Annotated in this window: 18 protein-coding genes; 9 read left to right on the plus strand and 9 right to left on the minus strand. The window is 37.1% G+C overall.

Annotation, left to right across the window (positions count from 1 at the left end):
• Positions 1-10 precede the first annotated feature (10 nt).
• A complete protein-coding gene (locus tag NQ185_RS15170) occupies positions 11-934 on the minus strand; it encodes a carbohydrate ABC transporter permease (protein ID WP_257582814.1) in 924 nt (307 codons plus the stop codon).
• A gap of 16 nt (positions 935-950) precedes the next feature.
• Positions 951-1,919 (minus strand): ABC transporter permease, encoded by a 969-nt coding sequence (locus NQ185_RS15175; RefSeq protein WP_257582816.1) that lies wholly within the window; start codon positions 1,917-1,919, stop codon positions 951-953.
• 374 nt (positions 1,920-2,293) lie between these two features.
• On the opposite strand from NQ185_RS15175, the gene NQ185_RS20270 reads away from it, so the two are divergent.
• From NQ185_RS20270 to NQ185_RS15190, 3 genes are read left to right on the plus strand one after another with little or no spacing between them, the layout of a single operon-like run.
• Positions 2,294-4,003 carry a sensor histidine kinase gene (locus NQ185_RS20270; protein ID WP_257582817.1) on the plus strand — a complete coding sequence of 570 codons (1,710 nt, stop codon included), beginning with the start codon at positions 2,294-2,296 and terminating at the stop codon, positions 4,001-4,003.
• Complete coding sequence (locus NQ185_RS15185) at positions 4,000-5,628, plus strand: response regulator transcription factor (RefSeq protein WP_257582818.1); 1,629 nt, start codon at positions 4,000-4,002, stop codon at positions 5,626-5,628. The genes NQ185_RS20270 and NQ185_RS15185 overlap by 4 nt, the downstream gene beginning before the upstream one ends.
• Positions 5,629-5,648: 20 nt before the next feature.
• Positions 5,649-5,993, plus strand: coding sequence for a hypothetical protein (locus NQ185_RS15190; RefSeq protein ID WP_257582819.1), 345 nt, complete (start codon positions 5,649-5,651; stop codon positions 5,991-5,993).
• Positions 5,994-6,284: 291 nt separating this feature from the next.
• Here the strand turns inward: NQ185_RS15190 and NQ185_RS15195 are convergent, their stop codons facing one another.
• The 5 genes from NQ185_RS15195 to NQ185_RS15215 form a co-directional block, all read right to left on the minus strand.
• Entirely contained in the window at positions 6,285-7,247 is a 963-nt protein-coding gene (locus tag NQ185_RS15195; protein WP_257582820.1) for a D-2-hydroxyacid dehydrogenase, read from the minus strand.
• 128 nt (positions 7,248-7,375) lie between these two features.
• Positions 7,376-8,134 carry a glycerophosphodiester phosphodiesterase gene (locus NQ185_RS15200; RefSeq protein ID WP_257582821.1) on the minus strand — a complete coding sequence of 253 codons (759 nt, stop codon included), beginning with the start codon at positions 8,132-8,134 and terminating at the stop codon, positions 7,376-7,378.
• A 114-nt stretch (positions 8,135-8,248) separates the two neighbouring features.
• A complete protein-coding gene (locus tag NQ185_RS15205; protein WP_257582823.1) occupies positions 8,249-8,794 on the minus strand; it encodes an HAD family hydrolase in 546 nt (181 codons plus the stop codon).
• A gap of 247 nt (positions 8,795-9,041) precedes the next feature.
• Positions 9,042-9,653: a competence protein ComK gene (locus tag NQ185_RS15210; RefSeq protein WP_257582824.1), complete on the minus strand. Its 612-nt coding sequence runs from the start codon at positions 9,651-9,653 to the stop codon at positions 9,042-9,044.
• Between the two features lie 832 nt (positions 9,654-10,485).
• Entirely contained in the window at positions 10,486-11,331 is an 846-nt protein-coding gene (locus tag NQ185_RS15215; protein WP_257582825.1) for an AraC family transcriptional regulator, read from the minus strand.
• A 147-nt stretch (positions 11,332-11,478) separates the two neighbouring features.
• Between NQ185_RS15215 and NQ185_RS15220 the strand changes: the two genes are divergently transcribed.
• From NQ185_RS15220 to NQ185_RS15245, 6 genes are all read left to right on the plus strand, one after another.
• Positions 11,479-12,471: an ROK family protein gene (locus NQ185_RS15220; protein ID WP_257582826.1), complete on the plus strand. Its 993-nt coding sequence runs from the start codon at positions 11,479-11,481 to the stop codon at positions 12,469-12,471.
• Positions 12,472-12,486: 15 nt separating this feature from the next.
• Complete coding sequence (locus NQ185_RS15225) at positions 12,487-13,794, plus strand: family 4 glycosyl hydrolase (RefSeq protein WP_257582827.1); 1,308 nt, start codon at positions 12,487-12,489, stop codon at positions 13,792-13,794.
• A 54-nt stretch (positions 13,795-13,848) separates the two neighbouring features.
• Positions 13,849-14,595, plus strand: a complete 747-nt coding sequence (locus tag NQ185_RS15230) for a glucosamine-6-phosphate deaminase (protein WP_257582829.1) — start codon at positions 13,849-13,851, stop codon at positions 14,593-14,595.
• 13 nt (positions 14,596-14,608) lie between these two features.
• Positions 14,609-15,946, plus strand: coding sequence for an ABC transporter substrate-binding protein (locus NQ185_RS15235; protein ID WP_257582830.1), 1,338 nt, complete (start codon positions 14,609-14,611; stop codon positions 15,944-15,946).
• Positions 15,947-16,006: 60 nt separating this feature from the next.
• Entirely contained in the window at positions 16,007-16,909 is a 903-nt protein-coding gene (locus tag NQ185_RS15240) for a carbohydrate ABC transporter permease (RefSeq protein WP_257582831.1), read from the plus strand.
• A gap of 157 nt (positions 16,910-17,066) precedes the next feature.
• Positions 17,067-17,894: a carbohydrate ABC transporter permease gene (locus NQ185_RS15245; protein WP_213129538.1), complete on the plus strand. Its 828-nt coding sequence runs from the start codon at positions 17,067-17,069 to the stop codon at positions 17,892-17,894.
• A gap of 1,084 nt (positions 17,895-18,978) precedes the next feature.
• On the opposite strand, the gene NQ185_RS15250 is transcribed toward NQ185_RS15245, so the two are convergent.
• Both NQ185_RS15250 and NQ185_RS15255 read right to left on the minus strand, forming a co-directional pair.
• Positions 18,979-20,457: a sulfatase gene (locus NQ185_RS15250; RefSeq protein ID WP_257582833.1), complete on the minus strand. Its 1,479-nt coding sequence runs from the start codon at positions 20,455-20,457 to the stop codon at positions 18,979-18,981.
• A 27-nt stretch (positions 20,458-20,484) separates the two neighbouring features.
• Positions 20,485-21,990 carry a sulfatase family protein gene (locus NQ185_RS15255; RefSeq protein ID WP_257582834.1) on the minus strand — a complete coding sequence of 502 codons (1,506 nt, stop codon included), beginning with the start codon at positions 21,988-21,990 and terminating at the stop codon, positions 20,485-20,487.
• Between the last annotated feature and the right edge of the window lie 161 nt (positions 21,991-22,151).

A 22,151-nucleotide genomic window follows, 5' to 3' on the forward strand; every position in this document is an offset into this window, starting at 1 on the left:
TTAATTCCCCCTATTCCTTAATGGATCCAATCATAATCCCTTGATTAAAGTACTTTTGTAAAAATGGATACAGTAACATTATTGGAAGTGTCGAAACAACGATTGCTGCATATTTCATCATATCCGAAAGATTTCTTAACTCTGATGCAAGGTTGCCTGATGCCATTTCAAAGAGCGTTTCATTCATAATTAAAATTCTTCTAAGAATGAGCTGAAGCGGCTGCAAATTTTCGTTTGAAATATAAATCATAGCATCAAACCACGAATTCCAAATTCCGACCGCCGTCCATAAGCCAATAACAGCAAGAACCGCTTTCGACAATGGCAAGACAATAGTGAAAAAGTATCGAATCGTACTGCACCCGTCCATTTGCGCTGCTTCCCATAGATCCTCAGGAATACTATTTTTAAAGAATGTCCTAGCAATAATAATATTAAAGGCGGAAACGGAAAAAGGTAAAACCAATACCCAAAATGTATCAAGTAGTCCAAAGTTTTTCACCGTCAAATAAGTTGGAATTAATCCTCCACCGAAAAACATTGGGACAATATAAAAGGTAGTAATCCACCCTCTTCCCATTAGGTCAGGTCTTGATAGAGCAAAACCTGCAGGAATGTTTACACATAATGCAATGAAGGTTCCTACCACTGTATAGATAATCGTATTTAGGTAACCACGCCAGATTGCTTCGTTCTTTAATAATTCAATATACCCGTTTAATTTCCATTCTTTCGGCCAAAACCAGACAGTTCCATTTGACACGTCTGTTGGGCTACTGAAGGAAGCAATGATAATAAACCATAGTGGATATACAATCATAATAATCATCATAATGGCTATTCCATAGACTGAGAAATCAAATAATCGGTCTTGCCAATTCGATTGAATTCTTGCATTTTTTTTGCGACTCTTGTTTCTTATTGCAACATCCAATTTGCCTCCCTCCCTTCTATAACAAGCTTGTTTTCGTCAATTTCTTAGATAGCCAATTCACGAAGAGTAAGACAATCACATTTACGACTGTATTAAATAAACCAATTGCAGTTGATAAGCTGTATTGAAAATTCTGAAGACCCATTTTATATACATACGTGGAAATGACTTCACTTCCAGGTAAGTTTAATGGATTTTGCAATAGCAGGACTTTTTCAAAGCCTACACTCAATATACCGCCCGCACGTAAAATTAATAAAATCATTGCTGTAGGTAAAAGCAACGGTATATCAATATGGAAAATCTTTTGCATTTTGCTGGCTCCATCCACTGTTGCAGCTTCATAATAGGTTGGATTAATGGCAGATAAGGCAGCTAAATAGATAATGCTATCCCATCCAACATGTTGCCATACATCACTCCATACATATATGCTGCCAAAAAATACCGGTTTTGCTAAAAGATTTGGCATTTCAATACCAATTAATTCTAGTAAATTTGCTATTAATCCACTACTAGGGGATAAGAATATCAAAATCATCCCACACATGACCATCGTTGAAATAAAATGCGGCAAATAAGTAGTGACCTGGAATACCTTTTTAAACATTCCAACACGCATTTGATTACAGAGGATAGCTAGTGCAATTGGTAAAGGAAACCCTACCAAAATACTGTATAGACTAATAGTCAGAGTATTTTTGATTGTTAGTTCAAATTGATAAGAATTAAAAAATTGAATAAAATGCTTGAATCCCACCCAAGGGCTCCCCCAAATGCCTAGTACTGGGGAATAATCTTTAAAGGAAATGATCACTCCATACATTGGTATATAAGTAAAACAGATTAATAAGATAATGGATGGGAGTAATAATACATACAGTGGAATACTTTTCTTTACCTGTTTCAGCTTTTTATTTTTATTTTTCACCCTTAGTATAGTAGAGGGTTCAGCCGCCAGTTGTGTACCTATTTTATTCTCCAATCTTCCTCCCCCTTTATTTGATTTTCTATAAAGAGATTTCCCGTGCACGCAACCTCCTTGGAATTTTTTCAATTCCCTCTCATTCTTTCAAGAGAGCGTTAACAAAACAAAATCTAGCAGCCTTTTAAAATGGCAATCCGTTAACTGTATTTATTATATGGCAACGCATTCACGACTTTATATAAGAAAATCGCTATAAATCATTACGATTCGGACCTAAATCATGTTAATTTAAAAAAGGGAAATTCAAAAATAGCACTATTCAGTCCTAAGCAGCTGTTTTTCCACACTTTCCCACGTTTTGTGCTATTAAACAAAAGAAAAAAGAGATTATAATTAAAAGTAAGGGGCGCTCAAGGGAGGAAGTAATAAAGGTGAAGTTAAATATAGGAAAACATCCTTCACGATCTGTAAATTATTATTCAAAAATACTATTCATTATATTAATTTCCATCCTGTTAATAAATCTATTCGTTACTTTTTTTACTATCTGGATTACAAGGCAACAAAGTGTCGAATACATTACAAATACGATTAATCTTTATTTAAAAGACACCCGCTTAAAATTTAATGCGGTTGATCACTTTATGGTATGGACAATAAAAAATGAACCATTAATTGAAGATATTGAAAAAGCAAAGGATATGTCGGAATTACCTAAAAGCATTCATAATTTCAGAACAAGGGTAAACGATTTTCAATACTCGACAGGTAAAGAATATCAGTTCTTTTTAGCATTAAAAAAAGAGAACTACTTTTTTAACAGTTCCCCCATCCAAATGGACTATTCAGAGTATTTGGAGATAAAGAAATTTTTTCTATCTGAAAAGCGAAATATAAATATGTATGAAAATATCGATAAATGGAAACCTTTGAAAATTGATAAAAACTATTATTTATACCATTTACTAGAATACGAAAATCGAATGTTTATTTCCTTGATTGCAATGGATGATATCCTTTTGCCACTCCAAGAAATTAATCTTGGTGATAAAGGTATGCTCATGATTGAAGATGATGCAAACGGTTTTTTATCTGGATCAAAAGAAGGCTCAAGTAATAGAAAATTAAAATCCATTTTTACTAGTTATCTTCTTTTTCCTCAAGAAGATACTGGTCTGCCATTTTCACTACATGTATCAGTTGATTATTTTAGTGCATATAAACAGGTGGCGATTGCTCAATTTGTTCTTGTTCTAGCAACCTTTCTAATTAGTTTAAACTTATTCCTCATCTTAGGGTTTTTACGGAATAAGGTTCTATCACCCATTCAAAATTTCTCTAAAAATCTCTCTGAAATTAATAAAAATAATGAGAAGATTGATTTTAGGAGCAGTATTATCGAACTAGAACAAGCGAATGAACAATTTAAAGGTTTAATGAGCGAAATTAGAAAACTGAAAATCGATTATTACGAACAGGAATTTGAAAAGAAGCAAATTCAAATGGACTTTATGAAATTACAAATAAAACCCCATTTCTATTTAAGTTGTTTAACGACCATTCACAGTATGGCCGAAATGGAGATGTATAAAGAAATTAAAAAAATGACGATTTCCACCTCTAACTATTTCAGGTACTTATTTCAAACAAACCAAAACTATGTAAAACTTGAAAAGGAATTGAATCATATTCAAGATTACCTTTCAATCCAAAAATTATTGCATGCGCATTCATTTAAATTTGATATTCAAACAGAACCGTCGATTGAGAAGGCAATGGTTCCTCCCCTAATGATTCAAACATTTATCGAAAATACAGTAAAGCATGCCATTTCATTGGATGAGCAAATTAACATTAGACTACATATTCGTTCCAAAAAAGTCGAAAACAGAAAATGGATCATTATAAATTTACTTGATAATGGACCAGGTTTTCCCGCTGATATTTTAGAAACACTTCAAAATCAAATGCTATTAACAACGAAAAACGGAAACCATATTGGTATTAACAATGTAACCCAAAGACTTCGCTTGTTATTTGATGAAGATTTTCAGATTGAATTTTCAAATATTCCAGATTGGGGCGCCATGATACAGATCACGATCCCTTATATTATCGACGAGGAGAGGGTAAATAAATGAATATATTAATCGCGGATGATGATCGCTTTGTTGTTTCTGCCCTTGAAAAAAAGATAAATTGGGTTACATTAGGTGTTGAAAAAATCTACTGTGCATACAATATTCGCCAGGCAATGAAACTCTTTACTGAACATCCGATTGACATTCTTATTTCTGATATCGAAATGCCACAAGGAAGTGGCCTTGAATTATTGGCTTGGATCAGGTCGGAGGGGTATAAAGTCCAAACAATTTACTTAACCAATTTCGCTGACTTTCACTACGCCCAAAAAGCAATTGAGCTGCAAAGCTTTGAATATTACTTAAAACCAATCGAGTTTGACAAGCTTGAATTAATCATCAAAAAAGCAATCAAAAATGTTAAAGCGAGTCAAGACAATGAGGAAGCATTAAAGGTTGGGCAATATTGGCAGGAAAACAAGGAAGAACTTAAAGAGCATTTTTGGAGTTCGCATATAAAAAGAAGTGATTTTCCATTTACAATTGAGGAGTTACAGGAAGAGTTAAATACCAAGCATATTGATTATTCCATTGATGACCAGTTTTTACCTTTATTAATAGAACTTTTTCCTTATAAGTTGATAGACAATAGAGAAATACAATCCGTATTCAATCATGAAAGCAATCTTAGAAATCAATTAAATTCTATCATTGAAACAGTTTTTCAAAATCATCCGATTCAATTAGATGGGTTTCTACCATTACAGATGAATAACGAAAAATACCTAGCTATTTTTAAAGTGATGGAAACGCTTGATATAGCATCATCCCAGGCTGCTTGTAATGAACTGATTGAAACCGTCAACAAACAATTACATTGTGATATTCAATGTTACCTAGGAACAGTGGAAATATTAGCTCAATTTAAATCCGAGGTAACGAAACTCCAAGCTGCTAGAGATGAAAATATTAATTATAGAAACAAAACGTTTTTGCTTCTTAATCATCAAAACAAAACAGCTAAATATGTAGAGCCGAATTTAAAATTGTTAGAGGATTATCTTCTAACTAAAAATCGTGATAGTTTTATAAATAGATGCCAACAATATTTAAACAATTTAGTAGAAAAAAGTGAAGCAAACCAACATGTAATTGGTAATTTTAAAATTGACATTAACCAATTAATCTATACTCATTTAAAAAAGAAAGAAATCCTTGCACATCATTTGTTTCAAGGAAAAGTATTTGATTTCTTACACGAACATTCGAATAGATCAATAGAGGATCTAATGAACTACCTAGCTTATTTAGTTGATGTTTCTTTTAATTATATGACATTTACAAATTCTCAAAAGTCAGTCGTTCATAAGGTTTGTGACTATATCGATCAAAATTATCACGAAAACATTACGAGAACCAACCTAGCAAGCACCTTATACCTAAGCCCTGACTACATAGCAAGAATCTTTAAAAAAGAAATGGGCATCTCACTAATCAATTACCTAATCAAAAAAAGAATCGAAGTCGCAAAAGACTTACTAACCAATACAGATCATCCCGTTCACCTAATTTCCGACAAGGTAGGCTATGGAAATTACTCTTATTTCACAAAAATATTTAAGAAAGAAACCAATTATACTCCAATGGATTACCGAAAAGAGTGCCAGGCACCCAAGCAATTCTGAATAGTTCCGGAGTTGTGCGAGTGCCTGGCACTCATACATTTCATATCTTCCGAAATAAATTCTGTTTTTCCAATCAGGTTAAAAATGCATCGAGAGAACAGATTGCCATTCTACTACATGAACAAGACATTGTATCGATCTATAACACTTTATCTAAGGCGAATATCTTTGATCAAAAGATTAGAGAGGAACATACGAAAGGATTAAAAGCTCAAATAGAAAAAACAAGCGTTCTATCAACCCGCTCTATTTGCAATCAACCTGTTACAGAAAAAGTTAAGTTATATTGCTTGGGCAATAAAAAATTCAAAGGTAAAATCTACTGTTTTGAACATCAAAAAACAATTCACGACCAAGCTCAGTAGGGTACAATCCTGGCGAGATAATCGACATACAGTGAGTCCGAAGGGCGACCTGACGTTGACTAATCGTAGTAAGCAACCGGAAGCTTACTAAGCGGCAAAGTAAGATGAGTACATTTTACATTTAAACTTATCCATAAGGTACAATTTAAAAAAAATCTTCCTTAACAATAAAAACATCGAATAATCCGCGAGTACTCGCCTCTCTAAAAAATGAAGAAAGCGAGACACTTATTAAAAGCAGAAAACCTCCAAGCTATAAAAATAGCAAGGAGGTTTATTTCACATTACTTCCTATTGATTCACAACATTTACAGCCATTCCTTCAATAAAACTTTCCACATTGCTCACTGCAATTTCCATCAAACGTTCACGTGCTTCTTTTGTCGCCCATGCAATATGCGGGGTGATGACGCAGTTGCTTGCTGATAAAAGCGGATTGTCAGCCGCCGGTGGTTCAGTAGAAAGAACATCAACCGCCGCTCCGGCAATGCGGCCTTCATTCAATGCATCCGCCAAAGCTTGCTCATCAATTAACGGTCCTCTTGATGTGTTAATTAAGAATGCAGATTGCTTCATTAGAGCAATTCGTTCGGCGTTTATCAAGTTATTTGTATCAGGTGTCAATGGACAGTGAAGGCTAACAACATCAGATCTTTCCAATAATTCCTCAAGTTCCACCCATTCTACCCCAGGCATTTCAGTAGGTGTCCGGCGTCCGCTCCCGACAGCTAATACACGCATTCCAAACGCTTGGGCAACCTGTGCTGTCTGCATGCCAATTCTCCCCAATCCAATTAGCCCGATCGTTTTGTCAGCTAATTCAATCAGCGGGGATTTTGTAAAAGAAAAATCAATACTGCGTGTCCATTCCCCTTCGTGAACAGCATCACTATGCCGCCCTACATGGTGACACAGCTCCAAAAGCAATGCAAATACTAATTGCGCCACCGATTGCGTACTATACGTCGGCACATTCGTAACAATGATCCCCCGTTCCTTCGCGGCTTCCGAATCAATAATATTATAGCCGGTCGCAAGTACACCGATATATTGCAAATTAGTTAATGCTGATATTGTCTCTTTCGTCATTGGCGTTTTATTCGTCAACACGATGTGTGCATCTGCCGCTCTCGTAATAATCTCATCTGCATTCGTTCGCTCATAGATAGTAACATTCCCCAATCTTTCTAAGCTCGCCCAGTCCAAATCACCTGGGTTTAATGTAAAGCCATCTAATACGACTATGTTAAGCATTTTATTTCCTCCGCTCTTATGTATTCTATTCCTCTGTTTATATTATACAACATGGTTATATGGGGCGATTTTTATATGTGACACAACTGTATTAGTAGTAGGATAATTTGCAGATTTAAAAATTCGAATTACTTTTCTAAAAACTCGCTTCTCTCTGCAATCATCACATCAGGTATATTAGTATTCATCGCATCTATACCCCATTCCAAAACCGCTTTCCAAACATTAATATCATCACTCATACTGGCATGTACATAAAATCCTTCATGATGTAGTTCTTTTACTAAATCAGGTGATAAATGAATAATAGGAGTATTGAGTACTTGGGCTTGGATCGATCGCAGATATTGAATTGGATTAACGATTCTTGCACCACAAATTACATTAGTCATCATTCTTTTACTATAATTTCTAATTTTAACTAATGATGCATGATTAAATGACATCACCTGAACTTGATCTTCCATTTGATAATGCTCAATTAATTGAACTACCTTTTTTGCTAGGGGTTCGTGCAAATGCTCAAACTGCTTCAACTCTATACTAAGCCAAACTTTGTCTCTAGACCATGTGAGAACCTCTTCCAAGGTAGGAACTTTTTCTCCGGCAAACTCTTTCGCGAACCAAGACCCAGCATCCAAGCGTTGGATTTCAGCCAATGTATGCTCGAAAACAAAACCTTGACCATCTGTACTTTTATTAAGGTAAAAATCATGAAAGACAATGACTTCCCCATCTTTTGTAAGTTGGACATCTAGTTCCAACGTATCAGCCTTTAATTCTAATGCTTTCTTAAAGGAAGACATCGTATTTTCCGGACAATATGCCGATGCACCCCGATGTGCTCCAATATAGCTCACCTGATTCCCTTGAAAAATACTAGCCATTTTCGCCACCTCATTATTCATTTACATATATAGTTTCGCGCTCTGTATTTTTACAAAGAAAAAGTAGAAAATCCTATCATAAGTTTAATAGTTTCATCGCATCGGAATGCAATTTTAACCTAATTGCGCATTAAGCCTTTCTACCAAATCTATTAACTCAAGGGGTTGGCTAATGATATAATCCGGCTTTTCACTATCCTCTACATGATCCTTTGGATATCGGGGCGACCAACGTAAAAATATACTTGTAATTCCCATTTCATTGGCACCTTTAATATCCCTGCTTAAATTATTTCCTACCATAACGATCCTAGAACAATCTTCAAAATCGAGGTCCAACGCACCGATAGCAGCCTTGAACATTCGAGAGCTTGGTTTGGAAGCTTTAATAGTTTCCGAATAAATCAAAGTAGTAAAATACTCATACAACCCATTTTGCGTCAATAAATTTTTAAACGATTGCGCATCTCCATCCGCTACTAAAGCAAGAGTATAACCCCGTTCCGCAAGAGTCCTAACCATTACATCCGCCCCCGGTATCAAATCCCCCCTTATAACAATCCCCTCATCATCCCTAACCTCAGTTCCCTCATCAATTATCGTGTCCCCACAATCTAAAAATACAATTAGCTTTTTTCCACTTTCACCAATCGGCCTCATAACCCTTTTCTGCCTCCTTCTCTCCCTAGCACCAAACAATACTTCTATTAAACTTTCACCAATTCCTGCTAAGTTTTCATAGAATATTCAGTGCTAGGCACTCAAATTGTGTGAGTGCCAGGCACCCAAACAATTCAGACACAATTCTGAATAGTATCAGAGTTGTGTGGGTGCCTGGCACTTATATTAAAATAGCAAAAACGTTTGGGCGACTGGCACCCAAACGTTTTTGGAATCTTTAATTCTATTATTTTTTATGGTGTTGATCATCGTTGTCTTTATCGGGAAATATTTGTATGATACCATCTTCAGTTTGCTCGAAGTGATATGTATTTTTATTTTCAGCCACGTTGTCCGCTTTTTTTCGTGGATTATATGTAAACTTTATTCTTGGGTCTGTTCGTTTATCGTATATGTTTTTGAGATAACGGGCACGATATTCCTTCATTTCAAAAGCTTTTTTTCTGATATTTACGGTAATCGCATCACCAAATTCTAAAACAACTTTCGATTTAGATTTACCTACCGCAATGATCTCCTTAATATGATTTACAGAAAACCAAACACAATCAGCATTCTCTGTAGACGTGCTTGGAAACCAGTAAATACCTAAACTGCCACTTATTTTAATTGGCGGCATCTCAATATCTCCTAGAGCAGCTTTTGAAGCATTTTCCGCACCCTCTAAATCATTTCCATAATAGAGCAAACTGGTTTCAAGGATTTCAGTCGGACTCAAATTGACTAAGAAAGTCTTTTTCCCTTCCATGACAAGTGAGTAAAAATACCCATTTTTAAGGTAAACTCCCATCAGCGCGATGGTAAAGCGATTAATAATATAACGATCAATCAATTTCATACATCTGACTCTCCCCCAATTTATTTTCCGAACAGAGATAGCACACATGGATGACATTAACTAAGATGCATTAACATTATTAAAAACCTTCACCGCCCTATCGCATCATTCCCCTTTCAAAAATACAATTTTCACATCTTTCTATATTATTACACATTTAGGACTTTTTGTCTACCATTTGACAAAATATTATAAAAAATTCGACATTTTATTATAAAAAAACTTTTAAAAAGAATAGAATTAGTAAAAAAGTCATGTTTTCAGAAAGTAATTTTATAGAACAATATTCCGGTATTTTTCCACATAACTTGAATCCAGCATCAAGGTACATTCTCTTTATTTGACACATGCGATATACAAATAAAAAGCCGTCCCTTTTCCAAAATAAAGTGATGGCTTTTCACTATTTTAGGCCTCATCTATCCTCAGGATCACAATAAGCTCTTTTCCTAGTTCTAACAAGGTATTTTTTAATAGTATGCACTAACACTTATCTGCACTCGATTTTCATCAATTAACCTTATTTTTTCATCAATTCCCAAGCATTCTTCACCAATCACAGATAATATCTCACCAATCAGCTCGAAATTTTCAACAATTATCTTTTAAACTTCAACAATTCCAACCGAAATATCACCAATAAATTAAACATCCCCAATATAACATCAATCTATCACAAACCGCCCCGCTCAATTCACTAACATTTTTCCCATCCAGTGTGTCCATTTCCCTAACTCCCCTATATATCAAAGCTGATGACAATGAGCGTATGCAAATTATCAAATTCCAATTTAAGCAAATATTCATTAGTAGGAATTCACTAAAACCCCCTCTACATCCTATACTCCATCGGGGTCTTCTTTTCATACTTCTTAAAAGTCTTCGAGAAATGAAACTGGTCGGCAAATCCGGTCATTTCTGCGATTTGATACAGAGTTAGATTGGTAAAAGCCATCAGTTCCTTCGCCTTTTGCAAACGATAGTTGATAAGGTACTGTTGGGGCGACACATTGAATTTTTGCTTAAATAAGTAGGAATATCGACTTACGCTCCAACCGGATATGTCTGCTAGTTCAGGAACGGTGATGTTGTTTTTGTAATTTTTGCGGATAAAATCTACCGTTTCTACGATTCGTGAGTCGATTTGGGAATTTTCATTTATGTTATTGACGTGTGCATATTTCCTGGAAATGGTAAAGAACAGTTGCTGCAGAAGAATGGAGGAAATATGTTTAAAGTTTACTTGTTTACGAGAAATCTCATCGATAATCGTGTTAATTAAATGCGGAATCTCCTCATTAACAGATACATGATAGACTTGATCCGCCTCCAAGTTGGCCTTAAGCAGCAATTCTTGAATGCCGAAACCAGTGAAGTGGACCCAGTAATTAGAAATAAGTTGATTATCCACTTGCTCATAAAATTGCTCTTGATAAGGGGAATAAATAAACACCGTACCGGGACCGATTTCATATTCTTTGCGATTGATTTTAACAAGCATATCCCCGGAATGATTATAGGATAAATAATAATCGGCTCGGCCATATTTTCGATACGTTAAACCGTTGGGTGGATCAAATTCGTAGTAACCTGCACTATTTACAAGGGCATACTCATCTTTATTCTCGTAACCTCGACCATGATATTCATCAGATTCGTAAGTAGAAGCGTAAGTCATTCCATCACCTCGCGAACTCATATAGTTGATTTGTACATATTATCAGTTTATCTAAACATTCTTAATCCTTTTAATTGCCTATATAATAGCACTAACTATATATAGTGACAACAACATTTACGAAGTAAAAGGCAGGTGATAGGTCCAGTGGGTGAAAGCCAACAAACCGTTCTAGGCATCGATGTTGGAGGAACTAAAATCCTTATTGGCCGCATTACAAGGGATGGGCTCTCTTCAGAATGTAAGCGTTATCCAATGGATCGTTCCACACAAGATTCAGCGCTAAAATCAATATGGCAAGCGGTTGATAGCTACATAGCAGATACTCAACACCTTCCGCAACCTGTAATGGCCGGGTTAGGACTAGTCGGGAAGGTTGACTCTGAACGCGGAGTCTGGGTGAGTGCAGTCAATATTCCTATTCGCCATTCCGTAGAAATTGCTAAAGAGTTTCAAGAGAGATATGACCTTAATGCCGCACTCGCCAATGATGTTCACGCAGCGACGATCGCAGAAATGCGATTAGGCGCTGGACAACAATGGAGTAACTTTGTTTATATTAATGTCGGTACAGGGATAGCAGCAGGAATAGTTAACAACAGGCAACTTTTACTAGGTTCGAATTTTTCTGCAGGGGAAATTGGTCATATGATTGTCGGATCCGAGGAAGTCCGGTGCAAATGTGGGCAAACTGGCTGTCTGGAAATGCTCGCGTCCGGCGGAGACATGATTGCGCATGTTAAGAAAATTGCGCCCGATTATCCATCCTCTACCTTGCAGCCATACATTCAAAGTGGTGTGCTTTCGGTAAAACATATTTTCCAAGCCGCTCAGTCTGGGGATGCGCTAAGTGAAGATATGACTAAGCAAGCAGTAAAAAGCCTAGGGCAAGCAATTATTAATATTTCAGTCATGTTGGACACAGAAGGAATTATTCTAGGCGGCGGCTTATTTCAAAATGAGTGGTTTTACGAGCAACTCCTCAAATATGTACAGGACCACTCTGGACTGTTTGCAAAGTCCGCCAAAAATCTTCAGCTATCCACACTAGATCCGAAAAACGTTGGGTTACTTGGAGCAGGATGCGTAGCATGGAGGAAGCATGAGCAGCAGCTGAAAGTTAGAAGTCTGAATTTATAAGGGGTGTATAACAATATGAGGAAAAAAATCGTCTTAATTGGTGCAGGAAGTGTCGTGTTTACTCGTGGATTAGTAATGGATTTAATTCAACAAATGAAAGAGCAAAAGTGGCATATAGCACTGGTAGATACTGATCCCCAAGCGCTTGAAGTGATGCAAAGACTTTGCGAAAAGATGATTGCCGCAAAGAAAAGTGATATCGAAATCTCTTATTCTACTGATCGTACGCAGGTGTTAGATAACGCGAATTATGTTGTTTGTACGATCGGGGTTGGAGGTAGAAGAGCATGGGAACAGGATGTGTTTATTCCGCGGAAGTACGGCATTTATCAACCTGTAGGCGACAGTGTAGGACCTGGGGGAATCTCACGAGCTATGAGAATGATCCCTGCTGTTACAGGCATCGCCCGCGATATCAAGAAATATTGTCCCGATGCTCAATTCTTCAATTATTCGAATCCAATGTCGACGATCTGTCGGGCGGTTCGAAAAGATACAGGTGTTCCAGTCATCGGATTATGTCACGGTGTTAAAAATGGGCATCGCAGGCTTTCAGAATTTATGGGACTTGACTATAGACAAACATCGTCGATTGCTGTTGGCGTTAACCATATGGTCTTTATGTACGATTTTCGCCATGATGGCAAGGATGCGTGGGAGCTTGTTCAAGAACAAGTGGAGCAAACGAAAAATGATCAAAATAGCAAAATTGGCCCTCTCTCAAGGGAATTAATAATGACTCACCAAGTGTATCCCGTTTCGGATGACCGACACTATTCCGAATTCACCGTGGATGCGATGTTAGAAAATAATTACTCTGGAAAAACGTTAGGGATAGATGCTTACTCGTTTGAAAAGACGATAGAGCATGGAGACGAAAGTTACGCAGAGACGAAAAAACTTGCTTTTTCCACTGAACCATTACCAGAGAATTTCTTTAATCGGGTAGAGGGTGAGCATGAACAACTGATGGAGATTATTGATTCAATAGAACATGATCACAAGCGCCTGTATGCGGTCAACATGCCGAATAATGGTGCAGTGCCCGGCCTGCCTAATGAAGCCATCATTGAGTTGCCGGCAGTCGCTGCGGGAAGCGGGTTTAAGGCTTTGCGGATTTTGGACTTCCCGGAAGGCATGCTAGATGCATTAAACAAACATATCAAAATTGGCGAGATGACCGTCGAAGCAGCATTAAAAGGAGATAAACAACTTTTTATAGAGGCGATTCTAGCGGGTGGATATATGACTGATTCGGCAGCAGCATCTCGAATGGTCGATGAACTGATCAGCGCACAACGCGCACATTTACCCCAATTTTAATGAAGGTAACCATACTAACACTTAATTGAAAAATACAAAACGGAGGTAAAGGCATTGATCATTCATATGAAGACTCTTCCCGCGGAAGTTGATCGTTTTGCAGCATTATTTGTAAGCAGAATGGTCATCACCAAACCGGATCTTGTTTTGGGGCTTGCCACAGGGAATACAACCGAGGGATTGCACCGTGAATTGGTACAATTACACCTTAACGCGGGTATCGATTATTCCAAAGTATCTACGTTTAATCTGGATGAGTATATAGGTTTGGCTCCAGATGATCCGACAAGCTGCCGCGCGAGGATCAATCAAGATTTATTGAAACAAATAAATATAAATATGAAAAATACGTTCGTTCCCGATGGATTGGCAGATTCACCTGAAAAAGAGTGTGAAGATTATGAAAAAAAAATAACGCAGTTAGGAGGAATTGATCTTCAAATACTTAGTATTGGTGAAAATGGCCACATTGCTTTTAACGAACCAGGCACACCTTTCGGCACGATGATGCGAATCGCCGAAATTTCCGCGTCCACTGTAAAGGCGAAAACAGAGTTATTCGGTTCTGCCGACAATGTTCCAGCTCAGGGAATCACGATGGGCATTCGCAATATTATGCATGCAAAACAGATTCTTTTAATCGCAAAAGGCAAGCACAAGGCAGATATTATGCAGCAGGCACTATTCGGTCCGGTTACAGAACGTGTCCCTGCATCGGTATTGCAATTGCATCCGTATCTTACTGTTGTGGTGGATGCAGATGCAGGGAGTAATTTTGATATAAAACAAATCCAAATTTAAAGGAGTGTGCAAATTGAGAGCAGAAAACAGGTCTTTTTCAAGGCTATTTGTCTCGATCTCGCTAATTTTAGTAATGGTGGTTATGAGCGCATGTTCCGGAAGCAGTAATAGTGGCAGCAACAGTGATAGTAACAGCGGCAGTAATAGTAGCAATGGCGATAGTAAAGAAGAAGTAACCCTTACGTGGTGGGTCCATCAAAGCCCAGCTTTTAATGAAGCGAACAAAGCTATGATTGAAGAATTTGAGGAAGAGCATCCAAATATTAAGATTAAAATGGAAATATTCCCATGGGATGCCATTATTCAAAAGCTTCGTGCGGCATTCGCTTCCAAAAACACACCAGATGTTGTACAAATGTTTGGTTCCTGGGTGCCTGAGTATTCCAGCAATGGACATCTTCTGCCTGTTACAAACGAAGATTTGATAAACGACGTTTTCGATGTTGCTTTAGGATTCTATAAGCATGAAGACAAAGTGTATGGAATCCCTCGGGAATCTAGTATCGAAGCTGGTGCAATGCTTGTCTCCAAGGAAATGTTTGCTAATGCCGGGCTAGATTATCCAAAAACATGGGAGGAATTAAAGGACGCAGCTCGTAAGTTGACTGTAAAAAACGGAAATAACATAGCGGTTAGAGGTTTCGACTTTATTTCTCGCGATTCGGTGAATTATCAGTTTTTGGCCATGATTCTTCAACAAGGAGGCGAATATTGGGACGGTGATAACAAGGTAAACTTCACCTCTCCAGAAGCCGTAAACGCGATGACTGAACTCGTTAACTTAGTTAAAGAAGACCAGGTTACTGATTTAAACTTACTTGATGTGCCTGGTGCAGAAACTTATATGACTTTCTTCAAAGGCGAATCGGCCATGACGATTATAGGGCCTTGGGCAATTCCTGCAGGGGCCGAGGAACTGAACGTTAGTGACGATAAATACGATTACGTTCCTTTGCCTTCATTTGATGCTGCGAATCCTGCATATTTTGCTGCCAAATCTGGTTGGGGCGAGGTCGTTTCTAGTTATACAAAACATCCTGACGAAGCGTGGACATTTGTTAACTTCATGGCTGAAAAAGAACGGTCTAAGCAATGGAACATCTCTACATTTACAGTTCCAGCTTTAAAGTCAGTAGCTCATGATGCTAATTTCCAAGAAGAAGTGCCTATTATGAAGACAGCCCTTGAGGCGCTAGAGCATGGTAAAACCATAGGAAGAATGAAAGATGATTCTTTCTGGTTTAAAACAGTCTTAGACAATTTCCAGGCAATGGTTAGAGGGAATGTATCCGTGGAAGATGGACTTAAACAAATCGAGAATGAAATCAATCAAATGCTACAGAGCAAGTAAATTGACATTAATATCACGCGATGAAGGCTAGGATTGATTTGTGTTACGAGGAGGTAAACCATGAATAAAAAAGGTTTATTATCTAGCCAAAAAATACATGAGAGAAGGTTTGTCTTCCTTTCACTTCTCCCAATCTTAACGTTATATATCATTTTTCAGATCATTCCCATTTTCGCCGGAACATGGTTAATGTTTTTTGACTATACTCCGCTTAATGCGTCGTCTAATTTTATTGGTTTAGATAATTTCGTAAAGCTATTTCAAAATGAGATTTTCCGTGAAGCACTACTGAACACAACCATTTTTGTTCTAGTAGCAATACCTTTAAATATCATTTTCACCCTGTTCCTTGCTGTCTGTATCAATAAAGTGAGGCATCGCGGCTTAAAAAATACATTTCGCACCTTTTTCTTTTTGCCATGTATTGCCCCGTTGGCTGGATCAGCGATTGTATGGGCTTCGATCTTTAACCCGCAAGCAGGATTGTTAAACATGATATTAAACAAGCTTGGTTTTGAAGGGATTAATTGGTTAACAGATCCAAAAGTGGCCCTGATATCTATCATTATCATGACTCTGTGGGCAGATATTGGATATAATTTGATTATTTTTATGGCAGGCTTGGACGCAATCCCCTCTTCTTTCTATGAAGCTGCGGAGCTTGATGGGGTTGGAAAATGGGGAGCTTTCCGCTATATCACATTGCCGCTCCTCAGTCGTACATCGCTATTTGTATTCATTATGACGACAATTGCCTATTTTCAAATGTTCGACCAGTTTCAAATCATGACAAGTGGTGGTCCAATGAACTCAACTAGGGTCCTTTCCTTGGAAATATATGACCAGGCGTTCACTTATGCCAATATGGGATATGCTTCCGCAATGGCCTTCGTGTTGTTGATTATCATCTTGGTGATTACCGTTATTCAGTTACGCGTAGGTCGCACGAATTGGGAATATTAAAGAAATATTTTTTTAAAAGATCAATAAGGTGCTGTATGAGTAAATAATACAGCACCTTATATTTTGAATATTCTTTATGAATCTAGAGCGAATTTTTAAGACAACTGGAAATTCTTCTAGAAAGAGCCCTTACGACTAATATACAAGGGGGATTTCAATGAGAAAGAAACTATCTGTAACCTATATTGTATTAATCATTTTCCTTTCAGTAGCATCGTTCATCATGTTTATGCCCTATTTGTGGATGGTGTTGTCATCTTTAAAAAGCAATATGGAGATTATTCAAAGTAAACCATCGCTGTTACCAGCAAACCCTACTTTTTCCGGTTATGAGAAAGTAATCAACGATGCTCCATTTATTCGCTGGTTCTTTAACAGTTTGTATGCAGCTGTATTAGTCTGTTTAGGGACGTTATTTTCCAGTGCGTTGGCAGGATATGTTTTTGCTAGTTTTCGATTTCGAGGGAAGCGGATTATCTTTGTTGCCATCCTGGCTACGATGATGATTCCATTTCAAATTATTATGATACCCACCTATCTAATCATCTCGAAACTTAACCTAATCAATAATATCCATGCCATAATCATTCCTTATTTAACAAGCGCATTCGGGATATTTTTATGCAAACAGTTTATTGAAGGGATTCCGCGCGACATTATCGAGTCAGCTAGAGTGGATGGCGCATCGGAGTTTCGGACTTTTCGTTCGCTCATTATTCCGCAGATCACACCGGTTTTGTCGGCACTAGGAATTTTTACTTTTATGAGCTCATGGAACAATTACATTTGGCCCCTAATTGTATTAAATGAGGAGACTAAAATGACAGTACCACTAGCTTTGGTCTTTTTTAACAGCCAAAACACAACAAACTTTAACGTAGTCATGTCTGCCGCTGTGTTAATCATGGTACCCGTGTTTATCGTTTTCCTCATCTTCCAGCGTCGCTTTGTTGAAGGATTAGTGATGACGGGGATAAAGGGATGAGGGAAAGGTCGGTTCTTCTTACTTTATTCATCTGCATTAATGGAATGTATTAAATAGAAGATAGTTTAATTAAAAGCTTTTAAAATCTATGCTCAAAAAAGCAAAAACAACAGATTGACCAATATCCGTTTGGTTACATCTTTCTAATTGGTATCGAGTTATTACAAAATGAATTTTATATTCTCAAATATGATTGGTGCTAGATTGCGGAAATGAACGTTATAAAGGAAATATTGTATATGTGCCAGGTTCTTAAAAACTTTCTTATTCTTATTGGAACCTGGCACCATAACCTTATTATGTATGACTATTAATCCCCCACCAAATTAATTGCACATGTTTGCAAATAATGTTTTCCCTCTAAACCCCTGACTACTATGATAAAAAAATCAATTGAATTACTCTGACCACATTACTCACATTTCTGAATGTATCTCAAAGTTCGAATGTACTACCTTTTTTCGTTTTCAAACTAAAGAAAGTGCCGCAAAAGTTATAGCAAACCCGCAACACCAATAAGTCTTTATAAGATTGCTATTTTTATTAAAAAAATAAGCACGTTAATTTCGAATCACCTATAACAGGTTTCTGGAATAACGTGCTCACTTAGGGGAAACTAAGTTCTTTACGTTCCTCCTTAATTTCAACATCTTCCTCACTAACATCAGTTGGCGTGTTCCCCGGTTCTTGTGGTTTAATAGGATCTTGTTCAACTGGTTCATCTAATCCTGGTGGTTTAGTTGCTTCTGGTGGTTTTGGCTCCTTTGGCTCTTCAACTTTTGGCTTATCGCTCTTAGGTTTTTCTGTTTTTCCTTTATTATCTGTGTACTTATCCTTATATGAGTAGGTGATCCCCAGACGGGAGGTTTGCCGCTAGCTTCCTTCAGATTCCACTTCACTATGGATACCCTTAACTACTACTTCTGACATCGCAGTTCGGAACTTTCACCCTATAAATACCCACTGATAGGCACACATGCTAATTCCCCGCTCTTATAATAAGAAACGGGGAATTTTCAATATAATTATTAAATCCAATATTTATTTAATGAGGCTCTACGTATAGCTATTTGTATTTAGATCCTTACATTGATAATACTTTTGCATATAGTCCTAGTCTTTTATATTGTTCTTCTGGGGCATCGCTTTCCTTCATTAGTCGGACTAGATGATTAATCATGTATTCTTCTTTTTCTTCGTCATCAATCGGATCATTTTGATGTGGATCTTCTTTTAAATCAAAGAGCATTGTTTCCAGTTGTTTCGGTATCTGCTCCCAACTACCTTTAATTTTTAATGGCTTGATTCCTTTTGTAAATGAAAATGGTTCAGCCAGTTCTGCAGTAGCTAGTTCTTTTATATCAAATAATTTTCTCATATGAGAAGGCATTAAAGTGTAATTATATAATGGTTCATTATTAATAGATTCGGGAGCACGCATATATACGTGTTTACCGTCTGTACAATTTACATGTCCTCCGTGAATTCCAAATAATGCTGCTTCCCTTACAGGTTTGTCATTATCAATAACCTCTTTTAAAGGAGAGCCTTGCATATCTTTAGGTATTTCAACTCCAAAGTACTCCAATAATGTAGGAGCCATATCAATCATTTGTACAAGACTGTTTCTCCTTTCACCTGCTTTTCCAATCCGAGGGTCCCATACGAATAAAGGCGGATGGGCAACTTCATTATAAAACGGTTGGACACATTTAGCCCATTGATCATGCTCACCTAACAAGAAACCGTGATCAGTGTTAACAATTAACATCGTATCTTCCCATAAATTTAGCTCATCCATCAAATCTAATAATTTTCCTAAATATGCGTCACACATACTTAGTAATGCTGCATATTCATAACGGACATGGTCAATCTCCTCTTTTGTTTCACTAACAGGACCGTAACTAGGCCAATCAAAATGTTTTCCATCGTATTCATGTGGGTATAAATCTCGATATTTTTGTGGTGCCATAAACGGTTCATGAGGGTCAAAAGTTTCAATTTGTAAAAACCAGTTATCTTCTTTATAATTTGTTTTGATAAATTCCATCCCTAATTGAAATGTTTGAACCTGTGGATAATCTTTTTCTTCCTTAATATATCCTCTATTAACCCAATCCTGACGAACCAATGGATTGTACTTCATCCCAATAGATGGTGGAACATTAGGCTCATTTACAGATCCTTTCCAATTGTCGCCTTCCTGTCCGCGAACAAATTCAAAAGTATTGTATCGTTGATGGTATGTAGCTCCTCCATCCTCCCAGTAGTGACAGTGGTCTGTAACCATATGGGTGTACACACCATTATTTTTTAAAATTTCTGGCATAGAATTATCAAATGGCTCAATTGGTCCCCAGCTTCTATGTAAGAAATTATATCTTCCAGTATGCAAATCCCTTCTTGCCGGCATACATGGCATACTCCCTACATAATAGTTGTCAAAGGTTACTGATCTTTCAGCTAGCCTTTTAAAGTTAGGTGCGTGTGTCCAGTCGCATCCATAAGGCGGTAACATATGACGATTTAAAGTATCAAACATACACATGATTGCTTTCATTTTTATACATGGCCCCTTTATTATTTTTTATGCATAAGTATATCTATGTGCTCTCATCTCGGTTGACTCTATCTCATCCAAAAGATTCATTAGTAAATTTTGCTTAATCTCTTGGTATGACGAATCATGATAAAGATTTTTAAGTTCTCCTGGATCATCTTGCAAATCGTATAATTCACCATACGATTCACCTGAATAGTAAGTCAATTTATATCGGGCAGTAATGATTGTTTTTAGTCGCAACTTTTGTGGTTCATCAACATATTCAATAAGCGCACGTTCCCTATGTTCTTGTAAATTTCCTATCCACACTTGGGAACAATCCAATCCGTTCCATTCATTTGGAATTGGTATTTCACATAATGAAAGGAGGGAAGGGGCAATATCTACTAAACTGTTAATTGAGTTTATTTTTTTACCAGCCGGTAAATGATTCTTCCATTGTATTAATAGGGGCACATTTACTAATTGTTCATAGTGGAACGGTCCTTTCATCCATATACCGTGATCCCCAAGTAATTCCCCATGGTCAGATGTAAATACAACGATTGTGTTTTCTGATAACCCTAGATTATCAAGTGTCAAAAGAATTTCACCCATTGCTTCATCGACCATCTCAACCATTTTATAGTAATATGCCTTTCCAAGCTTAGCATCTTGATCCTCAATATTTCTATAATCAAATCCACTTGCTTGTCCTGACATCCAAAAGTTCCCTTTTAAAGCATCATCATTCCATCTTCCCTCTCTTACGGATTGGAAATGAGGAGGTTTATCATCCAATTCCCCTTCATTATATTTAGGTAAAGGGATTTTTTCGGGTTGGATTTCCTCAACTCTTTCCTTAGGAACAGCATGGGGATGATGCGGGTCCTGAAAGCCTATGCTTAGGAAAAAAGGATTCTTTTCATTAATACTGTCTTTTAAAAATTCCTTAGTTCGTTCTACTATCCAACTATTATTATGAAGTTCCATTGGTAAATCCCAATCATAGGCTTCTCCCCCAAAAGACCTCTTAGCTTTACGTACACTCTCATATTCGGTTTTTCCTGATTTATCTTTAACCCATAATCCATAATGTCCTTTAACCCCGCCTAATGTATGGGCAACAGTCAGTTCTACTTGGTCAAAACCATAATATGGGCCATGGAAGCTTCTGAAATGATTCTCCCAATCCGAGTCTGGTTCTTTAGAATTTTCCGATGTACTATTATAAGCGTTAAAATGGGCTTTCCCTATTAAATGAGTTTTATATCCACTTTCTTGGAAACATTCAGACAGAAATGGTTGAACCTTAGGTACATTCATACCAATATTCCATGCACCATGTTCACTGGCATAGCTTCCGGTATATATTGTGGCCCGGCTTGGCGTACATACTGGGCTGGTACAATATGCCCTGTTAAACAATATACCCTGTTCAGCCATTTTATCTAAGTTAGGTGTGGTTACAAAATCTGATCCATAACACCCCAACGAATCTTTTCTTTGCTGATCTGTTGTAATCAAAATTACATTGGGCTTAGGTTGCATTTTAAGCCTCCTCGTATATTAATTGTAATAGCACTTCCAAAGGAGTTTTCCAGTTATTTCGGATTCTCTTTAATAATACTCGTATCTCCAGCGTACTTGATACTTGATTGGTAAAGGTCCACTTATACTTTTCTATAAAGATTAATTAAATACACAACAAT

This window comes from Lederbergia panacisoli (assembly GCF_024626525.1).
Lineage (GTDB): Bacteria > Bacillota > Bacilli > Bacillales > Bacillaceae_C > Lederbergia > Lederbergia panacisoli.